A 19243-nucleotide genomic window follows, 5' to 3' on the forward strand; every position below is an offset into this window, starting at 1 on the left:
TATTGGTCGGGGCCTTCGACGTTTTCACGAGGGTATAGCCCGGCCACTACGGCCGGGCTTTCGACGTTCTCCAGCATTGACCGGTAGGCCTGGCCCTGGCTGCCGGCGGTCGGCGTTTCAGGGGTTGGATGGTGAAGCCCGGCCAGTGCGGCCGGGAGTTCGAGGTTCCACGGGGTTGATTTCATGAGCCCGGCCATCGCGGTCGGGCTTTCTGCGTTTCTGGCCACCTCTCATGCCTTCTGGGCACACAGGCATCAATGACCCCAGGAGTATCCCCGCCACCGGCCGGCGGGGACGATCTCCGCTGGCTCCGCTCCGAGGAGGAGGCCCGGCAAACGTCCTCGGTGGCGTACAGGGCAATCTGCGCAGTCTGCGCTCTCCGGCCACGGCCAGACTGGGCGGATTGTCTAGGTTGAGCTGCGGATACTTGCTCTTCTGCCTCCCTTCTTGTTGTCATTTGTAGATGTTTGAGGAAGCGCAGTACTTCGCTCCTGTCGCCGCCAACGAGGACGGGTCTGTCACCGTTGAGCTCGCCAGGAGCCATCCGGGGTTCGCCGACCCCGTATATCGGGCGCGGCGTAACGCCATCGCCGGGCATGCCGTGGGTTACCGGCGTGGGGAGCCGATTCCGCACGCCGAGTACACCGACGAGGAGCAGGAGGTCTGGACTCTCGTCACGCGGGAGCTGGCCGCCAAGCACCGGAAGTACGCGATCAAGGAGTTCCTCGACGCCGCCGAGGAGCTCGGGCTGCCGAAGGATCGGATCCCGCAGCTCGAGGAGGTCAGTGAGCTGCTGAAGCCGCTCACGGGGTTCCGCTACCTGCCGGCCGCGGGGCTGGTGCCGCTGCGGGAGTTCTACGGGGTGCTGGCGGACTCGTACTTCCACTCGACGCAGTACATCCGGCATCACTCGGTGCCGTTCTACACCCCGGAGCCCGACGTCATCCACGAGGTCATCGGGCACGGCAACACGCTGGCCTCCCCCCGGTTCGCCGCGCTCTACCGGGTCGCCGGGGAGGCCGCCCGCAGGGTGGAGACCAACGAGGCGCTGGAGTTCGTGTCCAAGGTCTTCTGGTTCACCCTGGAGTTCGGCGTCATGCGGGAGGGCCGCGACCTGAAAGCCTACGGGGCCGGGATCCTGAGCTCGTACGGCGAGATCGAGGAATTCCGGGGCATGGACATCCGGCCCCTGGACGTGACGGCCATGGGCACGACCGCCTACGACATCACCAAATACCAGGACGTCCTCTTCGAGGCGGCCTCCTTCGACCACCTCGAAGACGTCGTCGGTCAGTTCTGGGCGAGCTGCGATGACGAGATGATCGCCAAGCTGCGTACTACGGCCTGATCAGCAGGGCGTCGCCGACGGCGCGCTCCGCGCCGTCCGAGGGCCTGTTGACGACCTTGCCCTTGACGACCATGGCGCTGGAGCCGCCGCCGTCGAGGTTGATGGCGTCGCGGGCGCCGAGCCAGCGCATGACGCTGGCGGCCTCGTGGTAGGAGGCGCCCACGGTGTGGCCGGGGTCGCGTCCGTCGATGACGGCCAGGATCAGCTTGCCGTTCTTCGTCACGCCCGCGAGGGTGCGCGGGTGGCGGCGGACGATCATGTTGATGTTGGCCATGCCGTCGGCCGAGGCGGTGATCCAGGTCTTGCCGTTCTTCACCAGGCCGACGCCGCCGCCGACGATGTGGGTGTCGGGCGTCAGCGGAACGGTCCGCTTCTTGCGCAGGTCGGTGACGGTCGTCTTGATCTGGACGGTGCCGCCCTCCGGGGCGTAGGCGGCGAGCCAGTCGGCGGCGGTGCCGGCGCCCTGGAGCACGCGCATGCCCTTCATGATCTTGGCGCCGGGTGAGCGCATCGCCTGGACGACGCCGTTGGCGTCGATGACGACCTCGGTGGTGCCGACCTTCGGGGTGCTGGCGCCGAACTCCTCGGTGTAGAGGACCAGTTCGCCGTCCTTGGCGACCCGGTTCACCCCGGCCACGGGGGCCTGCGCGCCGCCGGCGGCCACGGTGACCGACGACTTCAGCTCGGTGATGCGGGCGCTGCGGCCCTTGAGGACCACGCCGGTGCGGCCTTCGACGGCCTCGCTGAGCAGCCGGCCGCCCACGACCGAGATGCCGGTGGGGTCGCCCCGGTAGGCGGCGCCGGTGTGGATGTCGAAGAAGCCGCCGTTGACCCCGGCGATCGCGCCGGCGCCCTTGGCCATGTCGGTGACGCGTTCCCGGACGGCGGTCTTCTTGCCGAGGCTGGCGGCGAAGCTGCCCCGGAAGGTCCGCGGGTCGACCATGAGGATCTTCATCGACCACGGGCCGGCGGTGACGAAGCCGTCGTCGCCCGTGTAGTCGGTCTTGGCGCTGATGCCCGCCTTCTTGAGCTCCTTGACGACCTTGTCGGCCTCTTTCGCCTTGCTGAAGGGCCACTGGCCGATCCGGACCATCCAGTAGTCCAGGGCGGGGTAGTCGGCCACGGCGGGGCGGGTGAACTTCACGATCACCGGCTCGAACCCGGCCGTCTGCACGGCCAGGGCCTGCTTCTCCGCGGTGCGCTGGGTGTACGCGTCCTTACCCGCGACCAGCACCGTGACGGTGTAGCCGTCCTTGTTGGAGCCATGCCGCAGGGTGATGAGCTCGATGCCAGGGACGACCATTTTCGACGACGTCTTCGCCACCGCGGGAACACCCAGCGGGAAACTCGACGTCGGAAGTGCGGTGGTCTTCTGGCTGTCAGCAAAAACCGGCAAAACGGGCAAAAGGGTTGCCGCTGCGGTAATTGCGACGGTCAGACGGCCTCTCATATGGTCTCTCCCCAATAGTGGTCGTGAGTGACCATCGTGGCGAGAATGGCGCATTTAGGGGGGCGAAACACGCCAATCAGTATGAGAAATCTCGACCGAAACGGGTATTGAGCCAGGTCAATACCCGGTCGTGGCCTGACGGACGAACTCCTGCGGGGAGAGCGCCTCGATGAAGCCGATGCGGCCGTCGTCGAAACGGCGCAGGCCCCAGTAGTGGCCGGTGGCGGAGCCGTACCAGATGCTCCAGTGGGGGAAGCGCGCCGACAGGGCGCGCACGATCGCGCGGTGGTCGGGGGCCGGGAAGGCGCGGGCGGGTGTCTCGGGCTCGGTTATCGTCACGGTCCGAGACAACCACGTCCCGGAGGGTGAACCCGGAATGCCCGGTTCGCGGGGTGGGGCAGGTTTTACACATGGAGCAAACGCGGCTTATCGCGCCTTGTCGCGGGGCGTCGGATTTACCCCCGGGCCAGTAGGGACGCCAACCGGGCCCCGTCAAGTCCCTCCACCGTGAGCCCCCGGAACCCCGTCATGGGGCCCGCCGCGACGAGCGCGTTGACGATCGCCTCCTCGGTGGCCTCGATGACGGCGTGGTAGAGCGGGTCGAGGTGGTCGTCGGCCATGACGGTGACCGGATAGGTCTTCGGGGTGACCGCGTCCAGGACGTTCAGCGGCAGGTCGCGGTTGCCGGTGCTGAAGCAGAGGAAGCCGTCGCCGCTGGAGTTCTCGCCCGCGCCGCCGGTCCGGCCGACGCCGAGCGAGGCGCGGCGGGCCAGGCGGGCGCACTGGTGCGGGAGCAGCGGCGCGTCGGTGGCCACGATGCCGATGATCGACCCGGCCCCCTCGTGGGGGACGCCCGAGGTTCCCAGGGAGCGGCCGACGTTGACGCCGTTCACGGTGAGCCGGTCGCGGTGGCCGTGGTTGGCCTGCACCAGCACCCCGACCGTGAGGCCGTCGACGACGCGGGAGGCGGTGCCGACGCCGCCCTTGAAGCCGTGACAGATCATCCCGGTGCCGCCGCCGACCGAGCCCTCCGCCACCGCGCCTCCGGAGGCGGTCGAGAAGGCGTCACGCACGTGCCCGGACGTCACATGGCGGCCCGCGATGTCGTTCAGGGAACCGTCCCAGGTCTCGCCGACCACGGGGAGCGACCACCCCTGGCCGCCGGGGTCGAGGGCCGCCAGGGTGTCGCGGACCACGCCGACCGACGCGGTCGAGGTCAGGCCGATCGGGGAGGCGAGCATGCCGAGTTCGCGCAGGTAGGCCATGCCGGTGAGCTCGCCGTTGCCGTTGAGCCAGTGGTATCCGGCGAACACCGGCTCGGCGAACGGCTCGCCGTCGTGCGGCACGATCACCGTCACGCCGGTCCGCACCGAGTCCCCTTCGATCAGGGTCGTGTGCCCGACGCGGACGCCCGGCACGTCGGTGATCGCGTTCCAGCGGCCCGTCTCGGCAAGCCCGATCACGATCCCGTGGTCACGTGCCCTCATCGGTTCTCCCGCCGGAACGACTCCAGCGCCATCAGCGCCACGTGGAGGGACAGGCACGACTCGACGTCGTCCAGGTCGGTCGACAGCACCCGTTCCAGGCGGCGCAGCCGGTCGTAGAAGGCCGGGCGGGACAGGTGGGCGCGCTGGGCGGCGACCGCCTTGTTGCGGCCGGCCTCCAGGTAGATCCGCAGGATGCGGGTCAGGTCGGTGTTCCGCTGGGCGTCGTGGGCCAGCAGCGCGCCGAGCTCGCGTTCGGCGAACGTCTGGAGCCGGGCGTCGTCGCGCAGCAGGTGGAGCAGGCCGCGCAGGCGCAGGTCGGGCAGCCGGTAGTAGGGCCGCCCGTCGGGCTGGCGGACGGCCACGTCGGCGACCTGTTCGGCTTCGAGGAAGCTGCGGCGTACGTCCCGGAGGGAGTCGACCGTCGAACCGGCGGCGAGGACGGCCCCGGCGGCGCGGAGCCGCTCGGCCAGCGTGGTGAGCGCGGCCTCGGCGCTCACCCGGGGCGGCAGCGGGAGCAGCACGCCGACGTGGGTCTGCCCGAGCGCGCCGACCAGGGCGGGCAGGCGGGCGTCGCGGCAGGCGACGGCGGTGAGGTCGGCCAGGTCGGCGAGCCTGATCTGTTCGTCGAAGGTGCCGTCGCCCGGGGTGATCGGCCTGATCGCGATGCTGACGAGCTTGCGGCCGGTCAGCGGCACGCCCACCGCGCGGGCGCGGGCGGCGGCCTCGTCGGGGTCGGCGTAGGCGTGGGTGAGGATCCCGGTGAGGATCGTGCCGTGGGCCTGGCGCTCCAGGGAGAGCTGGTGGCGTTCGAGGAGACGTCCGAGAGCGAGGGTGGTCGCGGCCCGTTCGGCCAGCACGATGTGGCGCGGACCCGGCGGCCGGTCGGTGAGCAGGATCAGCCTTCCCCAGTCCTGGCCGCGCGCGCCGACCACGGTGACCAGCCAGCCGGCCGCCTCGTCGTAGGCGGTGCGGCCCTCGGGGGAGACGGCCCGGGAGCGGGTCTCCCAGCTGGCCAGCAGCGCGCCGACGTCCTGCCCGGCCGAGTCGCAGGCGAGCACCTGGTGGGCCAGGTTCTCCAGCATCACCGGGCGGCCGGAGAACCGCGCCACCTGGGCGAGCACCTCGGCGGGCGAGGCGCCCTCGACCGAGAGCTCGGTGAAGATCTCGTGGAGCTGCTCGGAGGCGCGCAGCTCCTGGATCTGCGAGTCGATGATCATGTTGTGGACGGACTCGGTGATCTGCACGAACGGCGTCTCGCGGGCCAGCGTGATCAGCGGCAGCCCGTGGTCCTCGGCCGAGGCGACGACGGCGGCGGGCAGCTCGCTGACGAACCGGCGGCCCAGTTCCACCACCAGTCCGGAGGCGCCCACCTGGGCCAGGTCGGCCACGTAGTCGGCCAGTTTGTCGGGCTCGGGCGGCAGCGCCACGCCGGTGGTGAGCACCAGTTCGCCGCCGCGCAGCAGGGGCGCGATGTCGGTGATCTCGCCCACGTGCACCCAGCGGACCCGGCCGTTCAGCCGGTCGGCGCCCGCGACCACGGTGGGGTCGCCGCGCCGGACCGTGTCGAGGGAGAGCACGTCCGCGACAGTGGGGAGCATGTCAGCGAGACTAGCCGTTCAATGTGTCAGTTTGTCGCCTGGTTTGCTGACATGTCGGGGTTGCGGGTGAGCTTCATGGCCAGGCCGTCGAGCACCGCGAGCAGCCCGAAGTCGAAGGACAGCTGCCGGTGGACGAGCGGGTCGATCGACGATCCGGCGGACTCCTGGAAGCGCGCGTGGATCTCGGGGTGGGCGCGGGTGGCCCGCTCGACCGCCGGCGCGAGGTCCCGGTTGGCCTCCGCCATGGTCAGGCCCCGGCTCTTGAGCGCCGAGGTGTAGGCGGCCTCGGGTGCGGTGGCGCCGATCGTGTACGACAGCACCGCCGCCCCGGCGTAGTCGATGTCGGTCCCGGTGAAACCGGCGCGCGCCAGGGCCGCGCAGAGCGTCGCCGAGCAGTTGAGCGCGTTGGGGCCGAGGGCGGGGAGGGTGCCCAGCACGAAGGTGAACCAGGGGTGGGCCATGATCGCGGCCCGCAGCCCCCAGGCCACGTTGCTGGTGACCTCCCGCCAGCTCTCCGACTCGGGGATGCGGACCGCGCCGAAGACCTCGTCCATGGCCAGTTCGAGCAGTTCGTTCTTGTTGGCGACGTGCCAGTAGAGGCTGGTGGCCCCGGCGCCCAGCTTCGCGCCGAGCTTGCGCATGCTGAGCGCCTCCATGCCCTCGTCGTCGAGCAGCTCGACCGTCGCCCGGACGATCTGCTCGCGGCTGAGGCCCTGCTGCGCGCGGCGGGGCTTGGACTCCCGCGTCCACACGCTGGTGAAGCGCTGTTCCGGCATCCCTCCACAGTAAATCGCTCGCACACTGTTCGAGAATCGTCGTACAGTGTGCGAGTGACCTCGAACACTGTACGAGACCCCCGGCGTTGGTGGATTCTCGTCGCCCTCTGTCTCGCCGTGCTGGTTCTGGTGGTGGACAACACCGTGCTGAACCTGGCCATCCCGGCGCTCATGCGCGACCTCGGCGCCACGCCCGCCGACGTCCAGTGGATCATCGACGGCTACATCCTGGTCTTCGCCGGGCTGCTGCTGACCGCCGGATCCCTCTCCGACCGCTACGGCCGACGCAAGGCCCTGGTCTTCGGCCTGGTGATCTTCGGCGCGGCCTCCGGCCTGGCCATGCTCGCGACCGAGCCCTGGCACCTCATCGGGGCCCGCGTCCTGATGGGCGTGGGCGGGTCGTTCATGATGCCCTCGACGCTGTCGATCCTCATCACGGTCTTCGACGAGGAGGAGCGCCGCACGGCCATCGCCGCCTGGAGCGCGGTCGCCGGCGTCGGCGTGATCGCCGGGCCGACCCTGGGCGGCTTCCTGCTGCACAACTACTACTGGGGGTCGGTCTTCCTCCTCAACATCCCCATCGCGATCGTCGCGATCATCGCGGCGTTCCTGCTCATGCCCGAGTCGAAGGGCGAGCCCCGGGGCTTCGACCCGGTCGGCGTGGTGCTCTCGATCACCGGGCTGAGCTCGGCCGTCTGGGTCGTCATCATGCTGCCGCAGGAGGGTTTCGACCCGATCATGACGGCGGTCGCGGTGCTGGCGATCGGCGGGTTCGTGCTGTGGGAGCGCCGGGCGAGGCATCCGCTGCTGCCGCTGGAGCTGTTCCGCGACCGCTCCTTCTCCGGGGCGTCGTTCTCGATCGTGCTGCTCTCCTTCGGCGCGGGCGCGCTCATGCTGGCGCTCACGCAGTACCTGCAGTTCGTCCTCGGGTACGAGCCCCTCCGGGCCGGGCTCGCCCTCGTCCCCTACGTGGTGGCGTCCTTCGTCTTCAGCGGCGTCGGGGCGGCCCTGGGCAAGAAGGTGTCCAACAAGACCCTGATCGTGGTCGGCCTGACCGTGCTCGCCGCCGCCTTCGGCCTGCTGTCCACGCTCGACGTCGCCGACGGGTACGGCTTCCTCATCGCCTGCCTGGTCGTCATGGGCGTCGGCGGCGGCCTGGCCGGTCCGGCGGCCTACGCCACCCTGATGGGCGCGGTGCCGCCGCAGCACGCCGGGGTCGGCTCGGCGCTCAACGACACCGTGCAGCAGGTCGGCGCGGCCCTGTCGATCGCGGTGCTGGGGAGCGTGCTGGCGGCGGCGTACACGGCGGCGATGCCGGCCGACGCGCCGGAGGCCGCCCGGGAGTCGGTCAACGCGGCGCTGGACAGCGGGGTGGCCGGGCTCGTCCAGGCGGGCAAGGAGTCGTTCCTGTCGGCGATGTCGATCGGGTCGTGGGTCGGGGCCGGGTTCACGCTGCTCGCGGCCCTGGTCGCGATGGTCGTGCTGCCCCGCAAGGCCCCGGTTCCCGAGCCCGTCGCCGAGCCCGTCAATATGTAAGGCGATGCGTGGATGGTCCGACATGATGTGGGTATGGCCCGACCTTATGAGCCGGGATACTCAAGGCATGTCGGACCTTCTTGCCCGCCACCGCGCGGTGATGCCCAACTGGCTGGCCCTCTACTACAACGAGCCCATCGAGATCGTCGGCGGCAAGGGCAACCGCGTCGTGGACGCGAGCGGGAAGTCCTACCTCGACTTCTTCGCCGGCATCCTGACGAACATGATCGGCTACGACGTCGCCGAGGTCCGCGACGCCGTGGAGCGCCAGATCGCCACGGGGGTCGTGCACACCTCGACCGTCTACCTGCTGCGCGGCCAGGTCGAACTGGCCGAGAAGATCGCCCGCCTGTCGGGCATCCCGGACGCCAAGGTCTTCTTCACCAACTCCGGCACCGAGGCCAACGAGACCGCCCTGCTGCTGGCCACCTACGCGCGCAGGACCGACCAGATCCTGGCCATGCGCCAGAGCTACCACGGCCGCTCGTTCGGCACGGTCGCGGTCACCTCGAACCGCTCGTGGAAGAACAACTCGCTGTCGCCGCTCAACGTGCACTTCCTGCACGGCGCCGACCGGCACCTCACGCAGTTCAGGGGCATGAGCGACGAGCAGTACATCGCGGCCTGCGTCGACGACCTCAGGCACGTGCTGGCCACCGCGACCGGCGGTGACGTCGCGGCGATCATCGCCGAGCCGATCCAGGGCGTCGGCGGCTTCACCATGGCGCCCGACGGGCTGTTCCGCGCCTACCAGGAGGTGCTCGCCGAGCAGGGGATCCTGTTCATCTCCGACGAGGTGCAGACCGGCTGGGGCCGCACCGGCTCGGCGTTCTTCGGCATCCAGAACCACGGCGTGACGCCCGACATGATGACCTTCGCCAAGGGCCTGGGCAACGGCTTCGCCGTCGGCGGCGTCGTCGCGCGCGGCGACCTGATGGACAACCTGCACGCCGTCGGCCTGGCCACCTTCGGCGGCAACCCGGTCGCCATGGCCGCCGCCAACGCCACGCTCGACTACGTGCTCGACCACGACCTCCAGGCCAACGCCGCCAGGACCGGCGCGATCATCATCGACGGCCTGCGCGAGGCGGCCCCGCGCCTGCCGGTGGTGGGCGACGTGCGCGGCAAGGGCCTGATGTTCGCGGTCGAACTGGTCGCCCCCGACGGATCGCCGTCGCCGGAACTGGCGGCCAAGTTCATGGAGGAGACCAAGAAGCTCGGCCTCCTGGCGGGCAAGGGCGGCCTCTACGGCCACACCATCCGCATGGCCCCGCCTCTCACCCTGACCGAAGAGGAGGCCCGAGAGGGACTGGGCATCATCATCACCGCCCTGGAGAACCTATGAGTGACAAGCGCATCACCCACTGGATCGGCGGAGCCCCCCGGGACTCCGAGCGGTCCGGCGACGTGTACAACCCGGCCACCGGCGAGGTGAGCGCCCAGGTGGCGCTGGCCTCCGCCGACGACGTCGACGCCGCGGTGGCCGCCGCGAAGGCCGCGTTCCCCGCCTGGCGGGACGCGTCGCTGGTCAAGCGCGCCCACGTGCTCTTCAGATTCCGGGAGCTCCTGTACGCCAACCGCGACGCCCTCGCCGCCCTGATCTCGGCCGAACACGGCAAGGTCCACTCCGACGCCCTCGGCGAGGTCGCGCGCGGCCTGGAGGTCGTCGAGTTCGCCTGCGGCATCCCGCACCTTCTCAAGGGCGGCTTCTCGGAGAACGTCTCGACCAACGTCGACTCGTTCTCCCTGCGCCAGCCGCTCGGCGTGGTCGCCGGGATCACCCCGTTCAACTTCCCGGCCATGGTGCCGATGTGGATGTTCCCGGTCGCCATCGCGTGCGGCAACGCGTTCGTCCTGAAGCCCTCCGAGCGCGACCCCTCGGCCTCGCTCCTGATGGCCGACCTGTGGAAGCAGGCGGGGCTGCCCGACGGCGTCTTCAACGTCGTCCAGGGCGACAAGGTCGCGGTGGACCGCCTGCTCGACCACCCCGACGTGAAGGCCGTCAGCTTCGTCGGCTCCACCCCGATCGCCCGCCACGTCTACGAGACCGGCACCGCCCGCGGCAAGCGCGTCCAGGCGCTGGGCGGCGCGAAGAACCACATGCTGGTCCTCCCGGACGCCGACCTCGACCTGGTCGCCGACTCGGCGGTCTCGGCGGGCTTCGGCTCCGCGGGCGAGCGCTGCATGGCCATCTCGGTCGTCCTCGCCGTCGACCCGGTCGGCGACGAACTGGTCGAGAAGATCGCCGCCCGCGCGCGCAAGATCAAGGTCGGTCCGGGCGACGACCCGGCCTCGGAGATGGGCGCGCTGGTCACGAAGGTCCACCGGGACAAGGTCGCCTCCTACCTGGACCTCGGCGAAGGCAAGATCGTCGTGGACGGCCGGGAGAACCTCCCCGACGGCGGCGGCTTCTGGCTCGGCCCGACCGTCGTCGACCATGTGCCGCCCGGCTCGCGCACCCACCGCGAGGAGATCTTCGGCCCGGTGCTGTCGGTCATCAGGGTGTCGTCCTACGAGGAGGGCCTGACCCTCATCAACGAGGGCGAGTACGGCAACGGCACCGCCATCTTCACCAACGACGGCGGCGCCGCCCGCAGGTTCCAGAACGAGGTCGAGGTCGGCATGGTCGGCGTGAACGTGCCGATCCCGGTGCCGATGGCCTTCTATAGCTTCGGCGGCTGGAAGGCCAGCCTCTTCGGCGACACCCACGTGCACGGTGTCGAGGGCGTCCACTTCTACACCCGTGGGAAGGTCGTCACCTCACGGTGGCTCGACCCTTCCCACGGGGGCGTGAACCTGGGCTTCCCGACGAACGGCTAACGGGACTTGCGGGCCAGGAACACCAGCGCCACGACGATGGAGACGGCCATCAGCCCGGCTCCCACCAGGAAGACCGCGCTGTAGCCCGCCTTCGGGGCGTCGAAGGTCGCCGCGACGGTGGCCAGCGCGGCCAGCCCGAGCGAGCCGCCCACCTGCCGGGACGCCCCGAGCAGGCCGGAGACCAGCCCCGACTCCTCACGCCGCACCCCGTTGGTCGCCAGCACGACCAGCGGGGTGAACGCCAGCCCGGCGCCCGCGCACATCAGGATGCCCGGGATCATCACGCCCAGGACGTAGCCGTCGAGCATGGCCGCCTGGAGCAGCATCCCGGCGATGGACACGACGGTCGCCCCGAGCAGGAGCGTGCGCGGGGTCATCCGGCGCAGCAGGTAGGGCGCTCCGCGCCCGGTGGCGATCAGGGTCAGCGCGTGGGGGAGGAATCCGAGGCCCGCCTGCAGCGGCGAGTAGCCGAGGTCGCCCTGAAGGTAGAGCGACAGGAAGTACCACATCGCGAAGAAGATCCCGCCGGACAGGATCTGGATGATCGTGGTCCCGGCCACGGTCCGCCGGGTCAGCAGCGAGAGAGGCACCAGCGGGCTGGCCGTCCTCGACTCGACCAGCACGAACACGCCGAGCCCCAGCACGCCCAGGACCAGCGGCACCAGCGCGACCGGCGACCCCCAGCCGTGTTCGTGGGTCTCGACCGTGCCGTAGGCGATGGCCGTCAGCGCGCCGGTGACCAGCACCGCTCCGGGCAGGTCGAGCCGGGAGGAGCCCTCGGGCCGGTCGCGGGCGATCACCCGCAGGCCGGTGACCACGATGGCCAGCCCGATCGGCACGTTGATCAGCAGCGTCCAGCGCCAGGACAGCAGCTCGGTGAGGGTGCCGCCGAGGATGCCGCCCGCCGCGCCGCCGGCCGCGCCGACGGCGTTCCACGCGGAGATGGCGGCGGTGCGGCGCGGACCTTCGGAGAACGTCGTGGTCAGGATCGTGAGGGTGGTCGGGGCCAGCACGGCCGCGCCGACGCCCTGGAGCACCCGCGCCGCGATCAGCAGCCCGGGATCGGTCGCCAGGCCGCCGAGCAGGCTGGCCAGGGCGAAGACCGACACGCCGGTCAGGAAGACGCGCTTGCGGCCGAACAGGTCGGCGGCCCGGCCACCGAGCAGCATCAGCCCGGCGAACGTCAGCGCGTAGGCGTTGACCACCCACTGGAGGCCCGTCTCGGTGAAGCCGAGCTCGGCGCGCATGGCCGGGAGCGCCACGTTCACGATCGAGACGTCGAGCACGACCATGAACTGGCCGAGACAGGCCAGCACGATGACGGCGATCGCGGTGCGGCCGAGGGGCGGGTCTTGGGTGACGCCGGGAGCGGGGGAGACGGCGGCGCTCACGAGGCCGCCCCTGAGAGCGGCTGGAGACGGGTCGCTCCCGCTGTTCGGCCGGGTGGCGGATCCTCGGTGACGCCCGGGGTCGCGGTGGTTCGGTCAAGGGGTGTGTCGCCGGGGTCGCCAGGTGTCCGGGAGGGGGTGGAGCTCATGAGCTCGACTCTATTGATGCGCACCGACAGAACTCACTCGGATATTGGTCCTAGGACCTGCGAGTAGGCTTCCGGGGAGTCCGGTTCCAGGCGGTGGAGGATCGTTGGCGTCGCGTCGTGTTCTTCGGGACAACTCCACAGCCCGCCCGCGGCAGTCCACGTCGCGCTTTCTCCGGGGCAGTTCCACAGGCGCTCTGCGGCTGACCGGTTCTCGCCTTCCTCAAGGCGGGTTCGCTGTGCGAGCCACGACCGTCGCGGGGGTCGCCGCCGTCCTGCTGCTGGCCGGTTGCGGCCGGCAGGTCGCCTCCGCGCCGGTCGCCGGGCCGGTGCGGTCGGCGACGCCGTCCGCGTCCGCCGTGTCCGCCACGCCGTCCGCCTCGCCGACGCCGTCCCCCGCCGCTTCGGGGACGGGTGAGGGGGCCCTCACCGTCCTGGCGCCCCGGGGGTTCGTCGAGTGGGGCGGCAACGACCGCAAGGTGAACTGGGTCGCGCCGTTCGAGCAGGAGACCGGCTGCCGGGTCACCTACCGGCCGTGGGAGTACGTCGCGGGCAACCCCGTCAACGTCGACACCTTCGACGTGGTCGCGGCCGGGCCCGACCTGGCCGGGAAGCTGGTCGCCGAGGCGGGCGCGGCCCGGATCGACACGGGCAAGGTCGCCGGATACTCCTCGCTGCCGAAGTGGGCCCGCGAGCTGGTCGGCGACCACGGCGTGCCCTACGTGTGGGACACCACCGTCGTGGCGGTGAAAGACGGCGCCAAGGGTTCGATCTTCGAGACCGACGGCCCCGTGCTGCTCCGCGACACGCCGCTGACCATCGCCGACGCCGCCCTGGCGCTCGGCTTCGACGACCCCTACCAGCTCAGCCCCGCCCGGCTCGCCGAGGCCGTGGCGCTGCTGGAGAAGCACAAGGACGGCCGGACCTACTGGCGCGACCCGGTCCAGGTGATCGAGGGGTTCGCGGGCGGCGCCACGATGGGCCAGTCGACGCCCTACGTGCTCGACGGCATGGCCGGGGCCGGGGTCGACGTCACCCGGGCCGAGGGCCCGGCGACCGGCTGGGTCATGTCGTGGATGGTCTCGGCCCGCGCCGCCCATCCCGAGTGCGCCCGCAGCTGGCTGGAGTACTCGCTGCGGCCCCAGGTGCAGCGCGAGGTCGCCTGGTGGACGGGCACCGCCCCGGCGAACACGAAGGCGTGCGCCTACCAGGACCCCGCGAAGACCCCGCCGCCCGACGAGGGCGTCAAGCGGAGCCGGATCGCGACGCTCTGCGACGAACACCGGAGCAAGGGTGTGGTGTTCGCCACCTTCCCGGCCAGGGACTGCGGCGGCGACGCCGGTTCTTGCACGGCATACGAGGACTGGATCAAGGCCTGGGACGCTCTCAAGGAGCAGTAGGTCCCGCGATTCACTGATTGGTGGACCAGTCGAATTCGTCCATCTTATTGAATGGTCAACCAGTCAGCTGTTAGCCTGCTCTCCATGCGGATCCTCCTTGTTGGCGCTGGTGGCGTCGGTTCGGCCATGCTGGCCATCGCTTCGCGGCGCAGTTTTTTCGACCACATCGTTGTTGCTGACTACGACGTCAACCGGGCCGTTTCCGCATGTGCCCGGATCGAAGACCCCCGTTTCTCGGCGATCGCCCTCGACGCCTCCGACGCGACCGCGGTCGAGGCGGCCCTGCGCGCCCATGAGTGCGACGTGCTCTTCAACGCCGTCGACCCGCGCTTCGACATGCCCCTGTTCACCGCCGCGCTGAACGCCGGCGTGACCTACCTCGACATGGCGATGTCGCTCAGCGCGCGTCACCCCCAGCGCCCGTTCGAGGTGCCCGGCGTGAAGCTCGGCGACGACCAGTTCGCGCTGGCGGCCAAGTGGGAGGAGCGCGACCTGCTGGCGCTCGTCGGCATGGGCGTCGAGCCCGGCCTCGCCGACGTGTTCGCCCGCTACGCCGCCGACCACCTGTTCGAGCGCATCGACGAGATCGGCATCCGCGACGGCTCCAACCTGTCCGTCGACGGCTACGACTTCGCCCCCACCTTCTCCATCTGGACCACCATCGAGGAGTGCCTGAACCCCCCGATCGTCTGGGAGGACGGCGACTGGCACACCACCGAGCCGTTCAGCGAGCCCGAGGTGTTCGACTTCCCCGAGGGCATCGGCCCGGTGGAGTGCGTGAACGTCGAGCACGAAGAGGTGCTGCTGGTGCCCCGGTGGGTCGACACCCGCCGGGTCACCTTCAAATACGGCCTCGGCAACGAGTTCATCGAGGTCCTGAAGACCCTGCGCAAGCTCGGCCTCGACTCCGCCGGGACGGTGAAGGTCAAGGGCCTGGCCGTCTCACCGCGTGACGTCGTGGCGGCCTCGCTGCCCGACCCCTCGACCCTCGGCGACCGGATGCGCGGCAAGACCTGCGCCGGCACCTGGGTCAAGGGCCTCGGCAAGGACGGCCGGGAGCGCGAGGTGTACCTCTACCACGTGGTCGACAACGAGTGGTCGATGCGCGAGTACGGCTGCCAGGCCGTCGTCTGGCAGACCGCGGTGCACCCGGTCGTGGCGCTGGAGCTGCTGGCCAACGGGGTCTGGAAGGGCAAGGGCGTGCTCGGCCCGGAGGCGTTCGACGCGGTGCCGTTCCTCGACCTGCTCAACGACTACGGCTCTCCTTGGGCGCTCCGCGAGCAGTGAGCTGCCGCTCGCCGCGTCTCGGGACGACCGGGAGAAGGGCTTCGGCGCACTCGTCACACGCGTGGACGGTGGTGTCGTCGGGCAGCCGGCCGACTCGGACGCGGGGGCGGGGCCATTTCTTGTGGCAGACCACACAGGCGTCCCCGTCACGCTGGACGGATGTGAGACCTGCCGGGTCGAACGTCAGCAAACCTGTCCGCCTCCTCGGTCATGTGTCGGAACCGTTATAACGCGACTACCCGGTGTGATCGACTAGTGCGACGCCAAGTCAGGGTTAAATGAGTGGCATCCGACCGGTCGTACAACAACAAAACGGGCACCCGGCCACAAGCCGGGTGCCCGCTTTGATATGAATCACACCTCAGTGACCACTTTTTCGAGGATGGTCAAACCCTCATCGAGCAGGTGGTCCGGAATCACCAAAGGCGGGAGGAACCGGAGCACATTGCCGTAGGTCCCAGCGGTCAGCACGACCAGCCCCTCGGCGTGGCACCGCTTGGCGATCTCGGCGGCGGCGGCCGGATTGGGGTCCTTCGTCCCCGGCACGACCAGCTCGATCGCGGTCATCGCGCCACGTCCCCGGACGTCCCCGATGATCCCCGAGCGCTCCTGGAGGGCGCGCAGGCGCGGCAGCATCACCTCGCCGATCACGCGGGCCCGCTCGACCAGGCCGTCCTCCTCGATCGTCTCCAGGACGCCCAGGGCCGCCTCGCAGGCCAGCGGGTTCCCGCCGTAGGTGCCGCCCAGGCCGCCCGCGTGGACGGCGTCCATGAGCTCGGCCCTGCCGGTCACGGCGGCCAGGGGGAGGCCGCCCGCGATGCCCTTGGCGGTGGTGATGATGTCGGGCACGACGCCCTCGTCCTCGCAGGCGAACATCTGGCCGGTGCGGCCGAAGCCGGTCTGGATCTCGTCGGCGATGAACACGATCCCGTTGGCCTCGCAGAACTCCGCGATGCGCGGCAGGAATCCCTTGGCCGGCACGATGAAGCCGCCCTCGCCGGCGATCGGCTCGATGATCACCGCCGCCACGTTGTCGGCGCCGATCTGCTTGGTGATCTGGTCGATGGCCTGGGCGGCGGCCTCCTCGGCGGCGTTCTCGCCCGGCCACCGGAACGGGTAGGCCAGCGGCATCCGGTAGACCTCGGGGGCGTACGGCCCGAAGCCCTGCTTGTAGGGCATGTTCTTGGCCGTCAGGGTCATCGTCAGCAGGGTGCGGCCGTGGTAGCCGTGGTCGAACGCCACGACCGCCTGGCGGCCGGTCGCCGAGCGGGCCACCTTGACGGCGTTCTCCACGGCCTCGGCGCCGCTGTTGACCAGGAACGTCCGCTTCTCGTGGTCGCCCGGGGTGATCGCGTTGAGCTTCTCGCAGACGGCGACGTACGACTCGTACGGCGTGATCATGAAGCAGGTGTGGGTGAAGTCGGCGACCTGCCTCTGGACCCGCTCGACCACCCTCGGGGCGGCGTTGCCGACGTTCGTGACGGCGATCCCGGAGCCGAAGTCGATCAGGGAGTTGCCGTCGGCGTCGACCAGCACGCCGCCACCGGCCTTCGTCACGAAGACCGGCAGCGTGGTGCCCACACCGGCGGGCACCGCCGACTGCTTGCGGGCGAACATCTCCCGCGACTTGGGGCCGGGGATCTCGGTGACGAGGCGGCGCTCCTGCGGGAGCCCGGGGCCGCCGTGGGTCGGTGTGGTCATGTGTCCGACGCTACGTCCCCCCGTGCGAAGTCTCGATGCTCCGACGTGGCAGAATCGGGGATCGCCACGTGCCAGGTTGGACAAACAGGTGGACAAACGGGTGGACAAAGGGGGGCCGACGGTGGCGCCGTCCCTGCGCAGGATCGCCTCGATGGCCGGGCTCCGGGTCCTGGTCGGGGCCGGTGCGCTCGACCGTCCGGTGCGCTGGGTCGCCGTGAGCGAGCTGGAGGACCCGACGCCGTTCCTCGAAGGCGGGGAACTGGTGCTCACCACCGGGATGCGGACCGCCTCGTGGCGGCCGTACATCAACCGGCTCGTGCACCGGGGCGTCGCGGGCCTCGGCTTCGGTGTCGGCCTCAGCCACGCGCGGGTCCCCGCCGACCTGGTCACCGCCGCCTCGGAGGCGGGGCTGCCGCTGGTCGAGGTGGCCCAGGAGACCCCGTTCATCGCCATCGGCAAGGCCGTCAGCGACCTGCTGGCCGCCGAGCACTACGAGGAGATCAGGGGCGCGTTCGAGGCCCAGGGGCGCCTCACCAGGGCCGCCCTGCGCGGTGACGGCGCGGCGGCGGTGGCCGACCGGCTGGCCCGCGAGATCGGCGGCTGGGTGGTGCTGCTCGACGAGACCGGCACGGTCCGCCACGCCACCCCGCCCGAGGCGGGCGGGCGCGCGGCCGGGCTGCGGGGGGAGTTCGCCCGGCTCAAGAGCGGCGCGGCGGCGATCGCGCTGGCCGGGCCGGAGGAGAACGTCGTCGTCCAGCCCCTCGGCGGGCGCGGCTTCTTCGCGGTGGGCGCCGGCCACCCGTTCACCCCGATCTCGCACGCGATCGTCAACGCCGCCGCCTCGCTGCTCACCCTGGCCCTGGAGCAGGGCACCGCGCCCGAACGGCTGCGCTCGGCGGTGCTCCGCCTGCTGATCGCGGGGGAGACCGGCACGGCCCGCGAGGTCCTCGCCGACGTCGGCGTGACGCTGCCGGACGACCCCGTGGTGGCCCTGGCCGTCAGCGGGAGCGGCCCCTTGCGGGCCTTCCACGCGCCCCACGGCGACCTGACCGTCGTGATCTGCGCCGAATCCGAGCTGCCGGACGTGCTCGACGCCCTCGACGAGCCGGTGGGCATCAGCCTCCCCGGGCCGCTGACCTGCGTGGCGACCGCCGTCGACCAGGCGGTCCGGGCCTACCGGGCCGACCGGGGCAAGCTCGGCTTCGCCGACCTCGCGGGCCAGGGGCTGCTCGGCCTGCTCGACGCGGGCGCGGTCCGGGCCTACGCCGAGGTACTGCTGGCCCCTCTCGGCGAGCGGCGCGGCGACCTGCGGGAGTCGCTCCAGGCCTATCTGGCCTGCAACGGCCACTGGGACGCCGCCGCGCAGCGGCTCGGCGTGCACCGGCACACCCTGCGCTATCGCATGAAGAAGGCGGCCGAACTGCTGGGGCGCGACCTCGACGACCCGGCGGCGCGGGCCGAGCTGTGGATCGCGCTCAGTGCTCCCGGGTCACCAGGAACTGGTTGATCGTGGCGTTGGTGACCACGGTGTAGGTCTGGGCGTCCGGCAGATGACCGGCACGTTCCAGAGAGATCGCCCCCTGGGCGGCGGCCCAGAGCGCGTCGGCGACGCGGCGCGGCTGGGTCGGGATCAGGTAGCCGGCCGAGATGCAGTCGGCGATCACCCGGTCGAACAGGTTGAGCGCGGCGCGGGCGAGAGTGCGGGCCCGCTCGGAGGGGACGAAGCCCGGGATGGCGCACTCGAACATCAGGCTGTAGTAGCCGGGCTCGGCTAGGGCCGCCTCGCGGTAGGCCGGGCCGAGCGACTGGAGGTACTCGAACGGGTCGGTGCGCTGCGGCACGGCCGCCAGGCGGCGCTGGAAGCGCTCGAACCCCTCAAGGTAGAGGGCCTCGGCGAGGCCTTCCTTGCTGCCGAACATCGTGTAGATGACGGTGGTCGCGCAACCGGCCTCGGCGGCGATGCGGCGCACGGTTAGGCTCTCGGGCCCGGCGGTGATCAGCAGTTCGCTCGCGACGTCGAGGAGTTTGGTGCGGAGCTCATCGTAGGTACTCCGCTGGCCGAGAGCGTATGCGCCCTGCAATCCGAGCGGGACCGGCGTGGCCATGAGCGACGAGCCCTTCTCATCAAGGGGTCCTCGCATCGGACCCGAACCTTGACTTAACCACGCCACTCAGTCTTCAAACCGCCCCGCAATGGAAAACATCCTGAAATTGCGGCGCAACCGTGACATGGGCTTGGAACGCGGACACTTGTCCGCAATGGCCACGTGATTGCGGCCGATTGTGCGATGCGGAGTAAGGCCCGT

At 70.7% G+C, this 19243-nt stretch carries 16 protein-coding genes; 7 read left to right on the forward strand and 9 right to left on the reverse strand.

The features are described 5' to 3' along the window. The coding region (locus AW270_RS40810) for a hypothetical protein (RefSeq protein ID WP_218009396.1) at nt 1-227 on the reverse strand (227 nt) is incomplete at its 3' end. A 236-nt stretch (nt 228-463) separates the two neighbouring features. On the opposite strand from AW270_RS40810, the gene AW270_RS32085 reads away from it, so the two are divergent. Beyond that, complete coding sequence (locus AW270_RS32085) at nt 464-1348, forward strand: phenylalanine 4-monooxygenase (RefSeq protein WP_061299888.1); 885 nt, start codon at nt 464-466, stop codon at nt 1346-1348. On the opposite strand, the gene AW270_RS32090 is transcribed toward AW270_RS32085, so the two are convergent. The 5 genes from AW270_RS32090 to AW270_RS32110 all read right to left on the reverse strand — a co-directional run bounded on the left by AW270_RS32090 (nt 1338) and on the right by AW270_RS32110 (nt 6659). Continuing rightward, nucleotides 1338-2672, reverse strand: a complete 1335-nt coding sequence (locus AW270_RS32090; RefSeq protein ID WP_245674962.1) for a phosphodiester glycosidase family protein — start codon at nt 2670-2672, stop codon at nt 1338-1340. The genes AW270_RS32085 and AW270_RS32090 overlap by 11 nt on opposite strands. Nucleotides 2673-2915: 243 nt before the next feature. After that, on the reverse strand, nt 2916-3137 hold the full coding sequence (locus AW270_RS32095) for a hypothetical protein (RefSeq protein WP_061299890.1): 222 nt from the start codon (nt 3135-3137) through the stop codon (nt 2916-2918). Between the two features lie 116 nt (nt 3138-3253). After that, nucleotides 3254-4285, reverse strand: coding sequence for a DmpA family aminopeptidase (locus AW270_RS32100; protein ID WP_061299891.1), 1032 nt, complete (start codon nt 4283-4285; stop codon nt 3254-3256). Beyond that, nucleotides 4282-5883, reverse strand: coding sequence for a PucR family transcriptional regulator (locus AW270_RS32105; protein ID WP_061299892.1), 1602 nt, complete (start codon nt 5881-5883; stop codon nt 4282-4284). Before AW270_RS32105 ends, AW270_RS32100 begins: the two co-directional genes overlap by 4 nt. A 26-nt stretch (nt 5884-5909) precedes the next feature. Beyond that, nucleotides 5910-6659 carry a TetR/AcrR family transcriptional regulator C-terminal domain-containing protein gene (locus AW270_RS32110; protein WP_061299893.1) on the reverse strand — a complete coding sequence of 250 codons (750 nt, stop codon included), beginning with the start codon at nt 6657-6659 and terminating at the stop codon, nt 5910-5912. Between the two features lie 54 nt (nt 6660-6713). Between AW270_RS32110 and AW270_RS32115 the strand changes: the two genes are divergently transcribed. The 3 genes from AW270_RS32115 (at nt 6714) to AW270_RS32125 (ending at nt 11015) form a co-directional block, all read left to right on the forward strand. After that, nucleotides 6714-8195 (forward strand): MFS transporter, encoded by a 1482-nt coding sequence (locus AW270_RS32115; RefSeq protein WP_061299894.1) that lies wholly within the window; start codon nt 6714-6716, stop codon nt 8193-8195. 67 nt (nt 8196-8262) lie between these two features. Beyond that, nucleotides 8263-9540, forward strand: coding sequence for an aspartate aminotransferase family protein (locus AW270_RS32120; protein ID WP_061299895.1), 1278 nt, complete (start codon nt 8263-8265; stop codon nt 9538-9540). Further along, nucleotides 9537-11015, forward strand: a complete 1479-nt coding sequence (locus tag AW270_RS32125) for a CoA-acylating methylmalonate-semialdehyde dehydrogenase (protein WP_061299896.1) — start codon at nt 9537-9539, stop codon at nt 11013-11015. The genes AW270_RS32120 and AW270_RS32125 overlap by 4 nt, the downstream gene beginning before the upstream one ends. Here the strand turns inward: AW270_RS32125 and AW270_RS32130 are convergent. After that, nucleotides 11012-12406, reverse strand: coding sequence for an MFS transporter (locus AW270_RS32130; protein ID WP_082801988.1), 1395 nt, complete (start codon nt 12404-12406; stop codon nt 11012-11014). The two genes, AW270_RS32125 and AW270_RS32130, sit on opposite strands and share 4 nt — an antisense overlap. Nucleotides 12407-12788: 382 nt before the next feature. Between AW270_RS32130 and AW270_RS32135 the strand changes: the two genes are divergently transcribed. Beyond that, a complete protein-coding gene (locus tag AW270_RS32135; RefSeq protein ID WP_061299897.1) occupies nt 12789-13949 on the forward strand; it encodes a type 2 periplasmic-binding domain-containing protein in 1161 nt (386 codons plus the stop codon). Nucleotides 13950-14033: 84 nt separating this feature from the next. After that, complete coding sequence (locus AW270_RS32140) at nt 14034-15236, forward strand: saccharopine dehydrogenase family protein (protein ID WP_061299898.1); 1203 nt, start codon at nt 14034-14036, stop codon at nt 15234-15236. Nucleotides 15237-15590: 354 nt separating this feature from the next. On the opposite strand, the gene gabT is transcribed toward AW270_RS32140, so the two are convergent. Continuing rightward, complete coding sequence (gene gabT / locus AW270_RS32145) at nt 15591-16937, reverse strand: 4-aminobutyrate--2-oxoglutarate transaminase (RefSeq protein WP_061299899.1); 1347 nt, start codon at nt 16935-16937, stop codon at nt 15591-15593. A gap of 100 nt (nt 16938-17037) precedes the next feature. Between gabT and AW270_RS32150 the strand changes: the two genes are divergently transcribed. Beyond that, nucleotides 17038-18444, forward strand: a complete 1407-nt coding sequence (locus AW270_RS32150) for a PucR family transcriptional regulator (protein WP_245674963.1) — start codon at nt 17038-17040, stop codon at nt 18442-18444. Here AW270_RS32150 and AW270_RS32155 read toward each other — a convergent pair. Beyond that, entirely contained in the window at nt 18413-19078 is a 666-nt protein-coding gene (locus AW270_RS32155) for a TetR/AcrR family transcriptional regulator (RefSeq protein ID WP_245674964.1), read from the reverse strand. The genes AW270_RS32150 and AW270_RS32155 overlap by 32 nt on opposite strands. Nucleotides 19079-19243: the final 165 nt, after the last annotated feature.

The organism is Herbidospora cretacea, from assembly GCF_001570605.1.
GTDB lineage: Bacteria > Actinomycetota > Actinomycetes > Streptosporangiales > Streptosporangiaceae > Herbidospora > Herbidospora cretacea.